The following is a 14,675-nucleotide window of genomic DNA, read 5'->3' as shown; positions in this document are numbered from 1 at the left end:
AAGAAGCCCAAATAGAGAAACGCCTTTTTAGAAGCGTATTTAACAGGAGTTACTCACTGCTAAAAATGGTATCGACATAATCAGGGGTATAAATTATGTCACTTGTTTAGCCTACAACAGGTTTTAAAAAGCCCATTAAACCGCTCATAAATATTTGTGCCGCCATGGCCGCCAAAATAAGACCGGTTATTTTTGACAATACATTTAATCCTGTACGACCCAACATACGTTCAATCAAAGAAGCGGAATACAATAAGAACAATAGACACCCAAGCGCAAACAACAAACCGCACAGGCCAAGAATCATATCCCAACCATGAAGCTCAGCACCATAAACCAAAATAGTACCTATGGTGGCAGGACCAATAATAATAGGCACAGCCAATGGTACAACAGACACATCTTCTCGTTCTTCGCTAGGCATGCCTACTGCGTGATTTCTCGTACCATCTCTGACTAAACTCAACGCAGATAAAAACAGCAATACGCCTGAACCAATACGAAACGCATCTAAGGTGATGCCTAATACAGAAAACAAACTACTGCCAAAGAAAAACAGCACAAAGGAAATCACCACAGACGCAATAATGGCTTTATTTGCCACTTGCCTTCTAACGGTAGACGTTTCACCTCGAGTCAGCGCTAAAAACATAGATAGCACAAAGAACGGGGCAAATAAGAAAAAGAATTTAATCCAAATCGAGATTAATAAGCTCATTTAGGGAAGTACCAGAAAAAGTAATCTGCGAATAAGCTGATTACCAGTTTATCTCAAGCCTTGCGAGGTCATCATTAAGGCCTACCTAATTTAGTACGCTTGTGGCGTCTTAAATATTCGTCTAGAAGTCGTCTCCGTAGACGCGATAATTCTAGCAAAATAACGCCAAAAAACGATGTTTAAATAAGCTAAAAAAAAGAAAACCGATATAAACGCAAAGCAGCTATATCGGCTATCATCAGCAACATCGAGCCATTAACGCTGGGTCAGAGCAAGCTTAACGCCAAAGCTCAGTAACAATACGCCCGTAACGCTATCTAATACTTGAGCTACTTTTGGTCGAGCCAGCCAAACTCGTGCTTTGTGTACCATAACAGCCAGAAACGTCTGCCATGTCATCGCAATAATAAAGTGCAGCGACGCCATAAAAAGAGATTGTGCTAAGGCAGAATGATTTGGGTCAATAAACTGTGGCAAGAACGCCATGTAGAAAATAATCGGCTTGGGGTTCAATACATTTGACAAGATACCTTGACGAAAACTGCTCCACGCGGTCAACGTTTTACTTGGTTTGGTGTCTTTAAAGGACATGCCCGTTGGTTTCATCGCACTGCGAATCGCTTGCACCCCCAAATACACCAAATACGCTGCACCCAGTAGTTTAAACGCCGTAAATAAGTTGGCTGAGCCTAATAAGATCACCGACAACCCAAGCGCTGATAGCGTCGCATGAGCAAACAGTCCCATGCAAATTCCTAAGCTGGTTAAGAAGCCCAAACGCCAACCACCCGCAGCGGCATTACGCATAACAAGAATCGTATCCACTCCCGGACTCATGGTCAGTACAGTAATAGCAGCCAAGAACGGCAACCAGTGAAAATGCTCTAGCATCTAGACTCTCCAGTTTAACGGCAATGTTAACGGTAATAATCAGTAGGGATAAACCCCGTTAAGACTGACAACTCAAATCGATCCAAGTTTCGATGCCTTGTTCCTTAGCATCATGATCCACTGGCGTACAACTTTCTGCCAAGGCGCCCGATAGACGCAACAAACCTTCTTCCAATGGCACCATAGCAAAGTAATACTCAGGATCACCAAATGCCATACTTAACGTCGTTTTTTCTAAATTAACCGGCTCCGCCAAGCGAACCTTGAGCGTCAACCATAGCATTTTGTTCTTCATACCAAAATCGGTAATGGTGACGGATTTGGGCTTTATTGCCTTACCTGCCACCTTTAGATGAACAAAGTAATCGTCTTTCTTGAGGTTTTGTAATCCCTCTAACAACTCGGTTCGTTCGTTACCGGTAAACTGCCCATCACCATTGTCGTCGTAAGCTTCAAGCAAGCTAACTGAGGTAAACAAATCCCAAGACCAAGTCGCGTTCAGGCTCTCTACGACGGGTGAGTCAACAACCGCTTGGTATTGAGCATCCACCCAAATGTGCGGATGCGCCAACGCCGAGTTCGCGCCAAGTAGCGCAAACCATAAAACCCCAATCAAACGAAACACGTGATTACTCCATTAGCGCAGGTGCATAACGCACACGCGCTTCTAAAATACGCTGAAATTCTTTTGGATCATGCTGTTGTGCCAAACGCTCAGGGTCCCCTTTTGCGCCATGCCACGCTTCAAGGCGAGACAACCAAAAGCGCACCGCAGCCATACGTAACATATGTGGCCAAGCAAGAATTTCTTCAGCATTAGGGCGGCGCTCATGAATGTAGGTGTGTAGCAAGGCACGGTATTTTTCCATGTCCAACTCACCGGTATTAATATCAGAACACCAATCGTTCACCACAATCGCTAAGTCGTACATTACCCAAGAATAGCTGGCATTGTAAAAATCGATAATCGCCGATAGCTGAGCACCTTCGAACAAGGTGTTGTTAAAAAACAAATCGCCATGAATCGTCGCTTTAGGAAGATCAGGATGCTGCGTGACAAACTCGTCAAAAGCCTCGATTTGTGACAATAAAAGCGTTGCCTGCTCTGGCTCTAATTCAGGGGCAAGCGCCTGACTGGTGGCTTTCCACCATGTTTCACCGCGATGACTTTCTCGTTTCTCTGGGAAATCCTCGCCGGCTATGTGTAATTGCGCCAAGGCAGACCCAATCAAACCGCAGCTTTCTACGCTGGTGTTTTCTAGTCCATCACCGGGGAAACAATCCACAATAATGGCTGGGCGATCTTTTACCACGCGTAAACGCTCGCCATGAATGTCGATCAATGCCGCCGGCACATTAAAGCCTTTGTGCTTAAGGTGCGCTACCACGTCTAAAAAGTAAGGCACTTCGTCAAATTCGAACTCTTCAAATAAGGTAAGAACGTATTTGCCCGTGGTGGTGTTTAGAAAATAATTGGTGTTTTCGACACCACCAGAGATACCTTGGTACGAAACCAATTCACCTAAATAATAATCAGCCACTAGGGCCTTCATGTCAGAGTCCGAGAGGGAAGTGTAAACAGCCAAGTTTGCTACCTATTGATCGTCAAGGGGATAGAGCGATTAAGAAAACGCCTATGCTCCACAATAAGCAGCAAAAGGTCAATTCGAACAGACCGATATTGTTACTTTCTATTAGGATTTTATCGTATTCACGAATAATGGCGAAATACCCCATTTAAAAATGAATACCGAATTTAGACTGAAAAAATCCTCGTAAGTGCTTAGAATAGGTGCCAATAATCGCCGATTCATACAGAGGTTTCATTTTGGCTACCGATTCTAAGACACACACTTCACCGATGATTCTGGTAGACGGCTCGTCTTACCTTTACCGCGCATTCCACGCGATTCCACCGATGAGCACCAGCGACGGCCAACCAACCAACGCTACCCGCGGTGTGATCAGCATGATCCGCAGTCTTATCAAGAGTTACCCAGATTCTCCAATGGTCATCATCTTTGATGCCAAAGGAAAAACCTTCCGCGACGAGATTTACAGCGAATACAAGGCGCAGCGTCCGCCAATGCCGGATGACTTACGCCCACAAATCGAACCGATTCACCGCATGGTTGAAGCCATGGGCTTACCCTTGGTGATCATCGATGGCGTAGAAGCCGACGACGTCATCGGCACCATTGCCAAACAAGTGGGCGAAACCGGTCGCGAAGTGGTTGTTTCGACGGGTGATAAAGACATGGCTCAGTTAGTGACCGACAAGGTCACCTTGGTCAACACCATGAATGACACCGTGATGGACATTCAGGGCGTAAAAGACAAATTCGGCATCCCGCCAGAACTCATCATCGATTACCTCGCGCTGATGGGCGACAAGGTCGATAACATTCCTGGCGTACCAGGCGTGGGCGAAAAAACCGCCCTCGCGCTACTGCAAGGTTTGGGTAGCATCAAAGAGATCTACACGCGTCTAGACGACATCGCCGCATTGGGTTTTCGTGGTTCGAAAACCTTAGCGAAAAAAATGGCCGACAACAAAGACATGGCCGAGCTGTCTTACACGCTAGCGACCATCAAATGTGATGTCGAACTGCCGTTTAATTCTCTCGAATTACAAAACAAAGAAGCCGATAAAGACACGCTAAAAGAATGGTTTACCAAGCTGGAATTCAAACGCTGGGTGGCCGAACTTGACCAAGCACCGAGCGTAGAAACCGCCAGCGATACGCTTAATACAGACGGCCAAGTAGCGGTACCCGTCGCTTCTACCCTTGAAGCAGACTACACTACGGTATTGGATAAAGAGACCTTCGCCGTTTGGCTAGAAAAAATCCAAAACGCCGAACTCACCGCCTTCGACACCGAAACCACTAGCCTAAATTACATGGCAGCAGAATTGGTCGGCGTGTCTTTCTCAGTAGAAGCAGGCGTTGCCGCGTACGTTCCCTTTGCCCACGATTACGAAGGCGCACCAGAGCAGCTTGATCGCGCTTGGGTATTAGAACAGCTGAAACCTTGGCTAGAAGACGACAGCCAAGCAAAAGTCGGCCAGCACCTTAAATACGACGCTAACGTCTTGAATAACTACGACATTGTATTGCGTGGTATTGCCTACGACACCATGCTGGAATCGTACGTGTACAACTCAGTGAGTTCACGTCACGACATGGACACACTGGCGAAAAAGTTCCTCGGACACACTTGTGTCAGTTTTGAAGAGCTTGCAGGTAAAGGCAAAAAGCAAAAGACCTTTAACGAAATTGATCTAGAACAAGCGGCTTTTTACGCGGCAGAAGACGCCGACATTACTTTGCGTCTTCACCAAGCCATTTGGCCTCAAGTCGAAAAAACACCAGAATTGGTGAGTATTTTTAAAGATATCGAATGTCCGTTGATTCCTGTCTTGGCAAAAATGGAACAAACCGGTGCTTTGATCGACCCAGAATTGCTACACCTACAAAGTGCTGAGATTGGCGCCAAGCTACAAGAATTAGAAATAAAAGCTCACGAAGAAGCCGGCGAGAGTTTTAACTTAAGCTCTCCGAAGCAACTACAAGTTATCTTGTTCGAGAAGCAAGGTTTGCCCATCATCAAGAAAACACCAAAAGGCCAACCTTCTACTGCGGAACCTATCCTGCAAGAACTGGCACAGAACTATGAACTGCCTCGTTTGATCATGGAACACCGAAGCTTGTCTAAGTTAAAATCGACTTATACCGACAAACTACCAGAAATGATCCAAAAAACAGGCCGCATTCATACTTCTTATCACCAAGCCATCACCGCGACCGGTCGTTTATCGTCGACTGATCCGAACTTGCAAAATATCCCGATCCGTACGGCCGAAGGTCGTCGTATTCGCCAAGCCTTCATCGCACCAACAGGCTACAAACTACTCGCAGCCGATTATTCTCAAGTCGAATTGCGCATCATGGCGCATTTGTCACAAGACAAAGGCTTGCTCGACGCCTTTACCAAAGACGCCGATGTGCACAAAGCCACAGCAGCAGAAGTGTTTGAAGTCAGCCTAGACGAAGTGACCACAGAGCAACGCCGCCGTGCCAAAGCCATCAACTTCGGCTTGATCTACGGCATGTCGGCATTTGGTCTGGCGAAGCAACTTGGCATTAGCCGCCCAGAAGCCGCAAAATATATACAGCGTTACTTCGAACGCTACCCAGGCGTACAGCAATACATGGAAAACACCCGCGAAGGCGCCAAAGAAAAAGGCTTTGTGGAAACCATCTACGGTCGTCGCCTGTACTTGCCAGACATCAGAGCGAAAAACGCCATGATGCGCCAAGCCGCCGAACGCACCGCGATCAACGCACCGATGCAAGGCTCCGCCGCCGACATCATCAAACGCGCCATGATCAAGATGCACGACTGGCTCGCCACAACAGAACTAGACGTAAAAATGATCCTGCAAGTACACGATGAACTCATCTTCGAAGTGGCTGAAAAAGACCTAGAAGCCGCTCAAGCGAAAATCACAGACATCATGGAAAACAGCAGTAAAATCGACGTACCTTTATTGGTGGAAGCAGGGATTGGAGACAACTGGGACGAGGCGCACTAAGACAAGTGCTACTCTAGTTTAGAAATATAGAAAGGCTTTTGAGTAATCAAAGGTCTTTTTTTATGCCCGAGAAAAACCTCTTGCAATATACATTAATATATAGAAAGCTTGTCCTGTGTCCCGAGACACAGGACAAGAGGTTTTATGATTCAATGAAAAGTCAAGATATCGGTTTGCTGTTAAAGCTAATTTCTCTCGAACACCAAGAGAACACCCCCTCACAAGATAAGGGCATATTCACATGGCCTCACGACTGGAGGGATTGGGAAGGTCATAGCGATAGTAATTGTATTGACCAACACACATTCCTCCCAACAGAAGACAGTGAATTCCTTAATTACGCCTACACTACCCGTAACCTCCAAGCAGAAACAGGCATCGGAAAAACTCAGATCAGCGAATCACTAAGACGCTGTATAGACATTGGCTTAGCTAAAAAAGACCGTCAATTTGGTGTACCAAGAGCCAACAAAAAAGCTCTATTTGAGTTTATTGTTTCAGGTATTAAATATGTCTTTCCAGCCAAACTAGGCGAAGTGACTAGAGGCATCGCTACATCGTTCGCCGCCCCAATTTTACAAGGTGATATTATAAGCTCTGGAGAACTTATTCCTGTATGGCCAGATGCAAGAGGAACAAGTAAAGGTCAAGCGGTTGAGCCCTTATTTAAGACGGTAACTCTCGCAATAAGAAAAGACCCAGACATGTATGCCATGCTCGCTCTAATCGACTCGATACGGCTAGGTAACGCACGAGAAAGCAACATAGCAAAGGATAAGCTCAAATCATTTTTGGAGTAAGTAATGAGCGTAAGAGAAATCCAAAAAGCCATGTTAAAGCAAGTCGCTTTAGCATTAGATGAATTAAGAGAAACAGTAACCTTTATCGGCGGCTGTACAACGGCTCTGCTGATTACAGATGAATTTACCGTTGAGCAAGTAAGACATACCGAAGATGTCGATCTGATTGTTAGCGTAATGGGCTATGTCGAATACAATAAACTAACGGATCAACTTAAATCACACGGTTTCATAGAAGCATCTAGGCTCGAGGAAGATTGGCCTATGTGCGCAATGAAGCTAGGCGACCTACGAGTAGACATTATGCCCGACGATGAAACGATTGATGGTTTTAGTAGAACCTTACTTGGTTTTAGTAATCCTTGGTATAAATACGCAATGGAATCCGCTATTGACTACAAATTAGATGAAACACTCACAATCAAAGTCGTCAATTCCATCGCTTTTGTTGCAACCAAGCTTGAAGCCTACAAATGCCGAGGAAAGCAAGACCCATTGGCAAGCCATGACATCGAAGATCTTCTCAATCTAATTGATGGTAGAGAAAGTCTAGCGACTGAAATACAAAACGCACCAGAAGGCGTTAAAGCCTACATAGCCCAAGAGATTCAAACACTGATGAAAATTAACGACTTTGGTTATGCAGTGCAAAACATAACAAACGGTAATCAAGATCGGGAAGACATAATCTACGAACGTTTAACGGCCATTTCATAATAAGGCATGCAATATGGATATTGATTGGTTTAGCCGACAAGGAAATACTCGCAAGAGTAACAACGATGCTGTCGCGATAGGTGTAAAAAATAACAAGCTGATCATTGTTATAATGGATGCAGCCGAAAAAGGCATCAATCCAATCGCGTTTTCAAAACATTGGACAACATCACTGACTCATGCCTTCCTCAATAACCCCGACCTTCACTCAGAAATTGAAGCAACTCAGCTTTTAAGAGAAAGGCATAAAATATTAAGAGAGCAACACTTCCGACTCGAAGTCGCCAGCTTTTGCCTTGTCGAAATAAACCTAAATACGCTAGAAGGAAATACTCTCTGGCTCGGTGACTGTCGTATTGGCATCGTAACAAACAACAAGACTCAATGGATTAATAAGCCGCACAACCTAATAAGTCAGCACCAAACTACGGCATTACCAAACGAGCTACAAAATCCGTATATCCTTACAAAATCGTTAAAAGCTCGACGCTTTCAAAATCCTGACTTTCTGACATTAGCGCTTGGAACTGTAGATGCATTACAGCTCAGCACAGATGGTTACTGGCGAGAACATATCGAAGGTAATGTACAGCTAGAGCAGTGTGAAGACGATGTGAGTCGACTAATAATAAAAAACATTGGCGAAAAAATACTAAATCAGACTAGCGAAGCATTTAATCTATTTATACTCACTGAAAAATAGGAAAAGACTTCCTCCTAAACAGGCATTATGTGTCGCAAGAGCATAGTGAATGTAAGCGGCATTTAAAGGACATTGCATGAAACATAGTAATCAGAGCCTGTATCAACTAACCACTTTCTGGCTAGCTATTTTAATACCCCTTATCATAGCAGCATTAGTCGCTGTTTGGATTGCTTGGCATAGCTTGCATGTCGATGGTTTCTTGGCATGTTGGTCAGCATCGTGTATTAACCAAGCTTTGGGAATGATGAAATTGCCTATCACTATTGCCGCATTGGCATTTCCATTAGCAGCTTTAGTCGCTTCACATCACAGATCCGTTCAGACTGCCGAGCAGATAAATCAAGCTATCATCAATAATACTTTTTCAAACTATTATAAACATGTAGAGCATTTTGAAAGTCGTTACAAAAACATTGAAATTGATCTACAACTAGATAAGCATTACATAGTTGAATTTGAATTTTCTAGCCTTTCCAATTTATATATATCAGTATTTCCATTTAACTTTCCTCATGATTTCAGCCCTGGCTACAGAGGCGATTACCAATCTGGATTAGAAAAGGCTATTGCCTTACTGCAAGTAATATTTCATAAGCCAATAAACTTTAAAAAAACAGATAGTAATTGTTTAAATTTAACTCATTCACAAAATCTTTTCAGTTCACTTTCCATTAGAAGCGCAACAATACAGCATGATAAAACTTATAATTTAACACCTAAAGATTCTTCGGATATGGAATGGAACAATCCAAAAACTAATACAGTGCTAATTATCGCTTGCATGAAATTGGTTTTTTCTTTAAACAAATTTTCTAGCAGTAAAATTCCAATGTCATATGAAACATCTAGTAGAACAGGATTAGCTACTATAGATTTTAAAGGGCAAGACTTTTCTAAATCATTAAATTAAATAACCCCCTCTACGTTAAACATCGCACAACAATTGCTTGAATGTCATGATGACCATCGAGTCTAATACCAAAGGTGCAGAAGAAAATAAGTCAGGACTTCTCATATCCATGGTTTATCAGCGCCTTCCAAGGCCTTAGAAGTGAAAAAACCGACACTAGGCCGGCTTATTCGTCCAACTCCAGGGGTCTGTATGTCGCCACGCGTGGAAGAAGGATAAGTTGTGAGCACAACATAGCCAACTAGAGCAAACATTGCAATGCTAACTCTCTAAAAGCTATGACATTAAAATGAGCAAAGTTCTGCTCAAAAACTACTCTTAATAGCCATAATGAGCAAAACTATGCGCATTCAAGGATTCGATGAAAATGCTCGCTATCCAGACAAATGGCTAAAGAACTCACCAATTAAGGGCTTTTAGCCAAAAAATTGACGCATCCGTCAAAGGTATATATATTTATTCATGCGAGCCGTGGGACTTGTTTAGCGAAAGCTTTCCCCCGCGGACATATGATAAAGAAGCCTGTATCGAAAGATATGGGCTTTTTTATGCCTGCTAAAATCTACCCTCCCACCTTCTTTACTCAATACTCTTACACTACAGTAACCCAGCAAAAGCAGACACCCAAGCATCTGGCGTTGGGCTTAGCCAGTAACCTAAACCACACACTAACACTAATAGCAGCGATGCCAGTGGTTCGCCCCAGTCGGTGAGTTTGAGTGCGGTGCCGAAGGAGCGTTTGATGCGCATGCCTGAGAGTTCGATGCTGTATAGCTCGTCGAGTATCAGGTGTATGGTTGCGCCTATGAAGATAAAGGCACCAATGCCCCAAGCGGTTTTCGCGCTAAGGTCAAACACGTGGAAAGCGATGGGCACGGCGATAGCGGCAAACATGGCGTTGGCCAGTAAGCTATGCAATGCTCCTCTATGTATGGTGAGTTGCTCAAATATCCATTGTATCGGGAAGCGTACTGCTAGGTATCCAGCGGCTGCCAGTGCGAGTACTTGCCAGTGAGGTAATTGGTGCACCCATACTGCGATGATCAAACCCGCAGATAAGGCGCCAAACAGTCGAAAGACTAACCGAATAGCAATGGATTCATCTGCGTCGATATCGGGCAGCAGTCCTCCTAACGTTCCTGCTAAAGCATAAAAAATTGCTTCGTTCATATTAGCAAAACCCATAATAAAAGCACCGGCTGCCAATGGCGCACTGATTGCGGCAGCAACGGTAACATGGGTATTAAAATTGGCCATCTGGCGTTGTCCTTGTTGCGATGAAATAAGGTAGGGTCAGACTGAGCTGACAGTGGATTTTGGTGCGCGTATGCTACAGGAATCGGGGCATGAGGTCTGTGCATCAATCAGTAAAAGGTCCTACCCTTTCCAGTAAAGAGGCAAAATAACACGGCTAGAACACTTAAATATTAATAGGCGAAAAGTTGCTATCATATGACTTTAAGGGATAAGCCCCTTTTCACCTTTGAGGTAATGAATGGCAAAGCGTAAACCGGGTGTTTTCAGGAAAGTATGGTCGATCAGTTGGCGCGCTTTGATCGCCTTTGTTTTGATCTTGCTGGTTTTTCGGTTCGTTCCACCACCCACTACGGCGTTTATGTTGCAAAGTGATTATCCGGTGACTCAGGATTGGATCAATATCGATCAACTTCCACCGCAAGTGCCATTGGCTGTGGTTGCCTCAGAAGATCAGCGCTTTCCTGATCATTTCGGTGTCGATTTTACGGCGATTACAAAAGCGTTGAGCCAATACGACGATGGCGAAGGTCTTCGTGGTGCCAGTACGATTACCCAGCAAACAGCAAAAAACCTGTTTCTTTGGCCGGGGCGAAGCTTTATTCGCAAAGGGTTAGAAGCCGGTTTAGCCATCAGTCTTGAGGCTGTTTGGGGGAAGAAACGCATCTTAGAAGTGTATTTGAACGTGGCGGAGTTTGGCAAAGGCATTTATGGAGTCGAAGCGGCGAGTCAGCATTATTTTGGCAAGTCAGCACGTCACCTGAGCGCCAATCAAGCCGCACGCTTAGCGGTATTACTGCCAAGCCCACGCAAACGCGATCCAAATCACTTAACGCCGAACCTTCTTGAAAGAGTCGCTTGGATAGAGCGACAAATGCAACAACTTGGTGCTGATTATCTAACACCGATTCTTGATTAAAGAGGCTTTTATACCTCTCGAATCAAGCGTAGTTGTCGGCAGGTTTTAATGGCTCGCGTTTTTAATCGCTTGTTGTAAGGTTTGTAAATCCACGGCTCCGCCAATTACCGTGGTATTGTCAACGGTCGCACCATTCGCTGGCGTAATAATAAAGCCAGGCGTGCCTTGGAACCCGACTTGCCTTGATAACTGGTCATTGATGGTAATGGTTTTCTTATACGCGTCATTAGAGACTTTTTTCAAGGGCCCATTAAGTGCACTTTTAGCCACCTTTTGAATGTCGGCGTCCGTCAGCTTACCTTCGTTATGCCCTGTCCCAAAAATGCCATTGTGGTAATTAACATAGGCTTTAGCGCCTTTTTCTTGCCAAACTTCAAGTCCTGCAAACGCCGCTGTTGCTGACGTTTCCCAGCGAGATGCAAAGATAGGCCAATCACGGAAGATGAACTTCACATTAGGGTTCACTTTCATCAATTGTTCAATTTCTGGGGCCATTTTGTTGCAGTAATAACATTGGTAATCAAAAAACTCCGTTACCGTGACCTTGGCATTTTTTGGCCCGACATGTGGAACGCCGTCCAACGTCATTAAAGCCGGATGTGCTTTGACGGCGTTTTTACTCAACGACGCCTGAGCCTTTTGCTGCTTGGCTTGCTGCTTTTTTTGTAGCTCTTGACTCACCTGAATCAAAATCTCAGGGTGCTTTAGCAGGTAGTCAGTGGCAATTTTGCCTATCTGTTCTTGCTGCGTTGGTGAAAAACTTGCGTTGTCACTAGCATATGCCGCCGTTGCGGTTGTCATTATCGCTGCGACTGATAACGCGACCAATGTTCGTTTTTTCATAACTACCACCCATCAAAATAATGTAAGTAAATCCTTATTTTTTTACAATATCTATGCCACTGCCGGAAATCAACGAGGAATCTAAATCTGCTAAAAAATCATTAAAGCTATCAACTTCTTTACATTAATTCTTTCTAAAACAAGAATTTAATCAGACATATAGCAAGCGTTTAGTTCACTACAGAAACCGTCTGGCGTTGTTACTATCGGTTTTCCTTTTGGCCGTTATCGATAACAAAAAACCAGAGTATTTTTTAAGACTGCTAACCTCTTTTAAATGCTAGAATGCGCCCTTATTTTATCCGTTGTTACGCTTAAAGGCAGGCTATGACCGTTCTTCTAATGACCCCTCCTATGACCCAGTTAAATACCCCGTATCCGGCGACGGCGTATCTCACTGGTTTTTTACGCTCTCGGGGCTATGAGGCGGTTCAGCGAGACCCTGCCATCGAGCTTTTTCTAGAGATGATGACCGCTCCAGCGCTGGATATTATTCGTCAGCATGTGGAAGAAAACTTCGAGTCGTTTGAAGACGATGAACTGCCCGATGTGATTTATACTTTCTTGTCAGAATTTGATCGCTATCGTCTTGGTGTTGAGCCTGCTATTCGTTTTTTACAAGGCAAAGACCCTAGTCTTGCACTGCGCATTATTTCTCGTCGCTTTTTGCCTGAAGGTCCAGCTTTCGACACCATCGAACAAATGGAAGCCGTCTCGGGCGATGTGTTAAAAGCCGCATTTGGTAACTTAGGTGTACAAGATAAAGCCAAATATTTGGCGACCTTGTTTATCAACGATTTGTCGGCAGTCATTACTCAAGGTGTTGACCCTTACTTCGAGGTAAGCCGCTACGGCGAGCGACTTGCTGCGGCAAACCCAAGCTTCGACAATCTCTACGATACGCTCATGGGCGAGCCAAGCTTTAGTTCTGAAATTCTAGAACAGTTGGTCGAACAGTATTTGGAAGAAACCCAACCAAGCGTGGTGGCATTAACCGTGCCTTTCCCGGGCAATATGCTGGGGGCACTGCGTATTGCGCAAACCTGTAAAGCAATTAACCCAGATTTACCCATCGTAATGGGCGGCGGCTTCGTGAATACCGAGCTGCGCGCACTCAAAGATACTCGCGTCTTTGAGTTTTTGGATTTTATTTGCCTCGATGACGGCGAACGCCCTTTTATTACGCTATTAGAGTTCTTTGACAGGCAGCGAGAAATTGATGAGTTAGTACGCACTTACTTTCTCTCGGAAGACGAAAATGGCGAGCCTTATGTCCATTTGAACGACAATAAAGAACTGCACGACATTCCTCAAGCCGATGTAGGTACGCCGATCTACGATGGCTTGCCATTAGGCGAATATTTGTCGCTTTGTGAAATGCTTAACCCGATGCATCGTATTTGGAGCGATGGCCGCTGGAATAAGTTAACCATTGCCCACGGTTGCTACTGGCGCAAATGTAGCTTTTGCGATGTGAGTTTAGATTACATTGATCGCTACGATGCCGCAGGAGCAGATCTGCTGGTCGACCGCATTGAAGAGTTAATCGAAGAAACCGGACAAACTGGCTTTCACTTTGTCGATGAAGCCGCTCCGCCAAAAGCCTTGTTCGCTCTCGCCAATCGCTTGATCGAGCGCGGCGTCGTGATCAGTTGGTGGGGTAATATTCGCTTCGAAAAAACCTTCACTCCAGAGCGTTGCCAATTATTGGCAGATTCTGGCTGTATTGCTGTTAGTGGCGGTCTTGAAGTTGCATCAGACCGATTACTGAAACTGATGAAAAAAGGCGTCAGCGTTGAGCAAGTCGCGCGCGTTACCAAGGCGTTCAGCGATGCTGATATTTTGGTGCACGCGTATTTAATGTATGGCTTCCCAACGCAAACCGAACAAGAAACCATTGATGCCTTAGAAATGGTTCGCCAAATGATGGCTCAAGGCTGTTTTCAGTCCGCTTTCTGGCACAGATTCGCCGCAACAATACATAGCCCGATTGGGATCAACCCAGACGAGTACGGTATCACTCTAGCCGAACGCCCTGACATTCTGTTCGCAGAAAACGACGTTGATTTTACCGACCCAACCGGCACTGAGCATGAAATGCTCGGCGAAGGTTTGCGAAAAGCACTCTATAACTACATGCATGGCATCGGGTTTGATCAGCCAATGAACTTTTGGTTTGAGCGTCCTGTTGCACGTACGACGATGAAAAAAGATTTGGTTTCAAAAGCGGTAAACAGTGTCATTGCCAGCAGCTAGTCATATCGTTCAATAGAGAGGAGCTTCTGGCACTCTCACATTTCACTTCTCTCCTTTTAATAAA

At 44.7% G+C, this 14,675-nt stretch carries 13 protein-coding genes; 7 read left to right on the top strand and 6 right to left on the bottom strand.

The window, feature by feature from the left end:
• Positions 1–106 precede the first annotated feature (106 nt).
• The 4 genes from V6259_RS01405 to V6259_RS01390 all read right to left on the bottom strand — a co-directional run bounded on the left by V6259_RS01405 (position 107) and on the right by V6259_RS01390 (position 3,195).
• Positions 107–718, bottom strand: coding sequence for a MarC family protein (locus V6259_RS01405; RefSeq protein ID WP_133010782.1), 612 nt, complete (start codon positions 716–718; stop codon positions 107–109).
• A gap of 255 nt (positions 719–973) precedes the next feature.
• On the bottom strand, positions 974–1,609 hold the full coding sequence (locus V6259_RS01400) for a LysE family translocator (RefSeq protein ID WP_133010781.1): 636 nt from the start codon (positions 1,607–1,609) through the stop codon (positions 974–976).
• Positions 1,610–1,667: 58 nt separating this feature from the next.
• Positions 1,668–2,234: a DUF1007 family protein gene (locus V6259_RS01395; protein WP_341583038.1), complete on the bottom strand. Its 567-nt coding sequence runs from the start codon at positions 2,232–2,234 to the stop codon at positions 1,668–1,670.
• A gap of 4 nt (positions 2,235–2,238) precedes the next feature.
• Positions 2,239–3,195, bottom strand: coding sequence for a homoserine kinase (locus tag V6259_RS01390; RefSeq protein ID WP_341583037.1), 957 nt, complete (start codon positions 3,193–3,195; stop codon positions 2,239–2,241).
• Positions 3,196–3,470: 275 nt separating this feature from the next.
• Here V6259_RS01390 and polA point away from each other — a divergent pair, with 275 nt between their 5' ends.
• The 5 genes from polA (at position 3,471) to V6259_RS01365 (ending at position 9,339) form a co-directional block, all read left to right on the top strand.
• The gene (gene polA / locus V6259_RS01385; RefSeq protein ID WP_341583189.1) at positions 3,471–6,206 is read left to right on the top strand and encodes a DNA polymerase I; all 2,736 of its coding nucleotides are present in this window, start codon (positions 3,471–3,473) and stop codon (positions 6,204–6,206) included.
• 152 nt (positions 6,207–6,358) lie between these two features.
• The gene (locus V6259_RS01380; protein ID WP_341583036.1) at positions 6,359–7,006 is read left to right on the top strand and encodes a hypothetical protein; all 648 of its coding nucleotides are present in this window, start codon (positions 6,359–6,361) and stop codon (positions 7,004–7,006) included.
• 3 nt (positions 7,007–7,009) lie between these two features.
• Positions 7,010–7,723, top strand: coding sequence for a hypothetical protein (locus V6259_RS01375; RefSeq protein WP_341583035.1), 714 nt, complete (start codon positions 7,010–7,012; stop codon positions 7,721–7,723).
• Positions 7,724–7,736: 13 nt separating this feature from the next.
• Positions 7,737–8,426 (top strand): hypothetical protein, encoded by a 690-nt coding sequence (locus tag V6259_RS01370; RefSeq protein ID WP_341583034.1) that lies wholly within the window; start codon positions 7,737–7,739, stop codon positions 8,424–8,426.
• Between the two features lie 76 nt (positions 8,427–8,502).
• The gene (locus V6259_RS01365) at positions 8,503–9,339 is read left to right on the top strand and encodes a hypothetical protein (RefSeq protein WP_341583033.1); all 837 of its coding nucleotides are present in this window, start codon (positions 8,503–8,505) and stop codon (positions 9,337–9,339) included.
• Positions 9,340–9,936: 597 nt separating this feature from the next.
• Here the strand turns inward: V6259_RS01365 and V6259_RS01360 are convergent.
• Positions 9,937–10,596 (bottom strand): metal-dependent hydrolase, encoded by a 660-nt coding sequence (locus V6259_RS01360; protein ID WP_341583032.1) that lies wholly within the window; start codon positions 10,594–10,596, stop codon positions 9,937–9,939.
• 238 nt (positions 10,597–10,834) lie between these two features.
• On the opposite strand from V6259_RS01360, the gene mtgA reads away from it, so the two are divergent.
• Positions 10,835–11,512: a monofunctional biosynthetic peptidoglycan transglycosylase gene (gene mtgA, locus V6259_RS01355; RefSeq protein ID WP_341583031.1), complete on the top strand. Its 678-nt coding sequence runs from the start codon at positions 10,835–10,837 to the stop codon at positions 11,510–11,512.
• 45 nt (positions 11,513–11,557) lie between these two features.
• Here mtgA and V6259_RS01350 read toward each other — a convergent pair whose 3' ends face one another.
• Positions 11,558–12,355: a DsbA family protein gene (locus V6259_RS01350; RefSeq protein WP_341583030.1), complete on the bottom strand. Its 798-nt coding sequence runs from the start codon at positions 12,353–12,355 to the stop codon at positions 11,558–11,560.
• Positions 12,356–12,682: 327 nt separating this feature from the next.
• On the opposite strand from V6259_RS01350, the gene V6259_RS01345 reads away from it, so the two are divergent.
• The gene (locus tag V6259_RS01345; RefSeq protein WP_341583029.1) at positions 12,683–14,611 is read left to right on the top strand and encodes a B12-binding domain-containing radical SAM protein; all 1,929 of its coding nucleotides are present in this window, start codon (positions 12,683–12,685) and stop codon (positions 14,609–14,611) included.
• The last annotated feature ends 64 nt before the right edge of the window (positions 14,612–14,675 follow it).

The organism is Marinomonas sp. TI.3.20, from assembly GCF_038155025.1.
Classification (GTDB): domain Bacteria; phylum Pseudomonadota; class Gammaproteobacteria; order Pseudomonadales; family Marinomonadaceae; genus Marinomonas; species Marinomonas flavescens.
The sequence above is the reverse complement of the archived record's forward strand: the minus strand, read 5'-3'. Positions and strand labels throughout refer to the sequence as shown.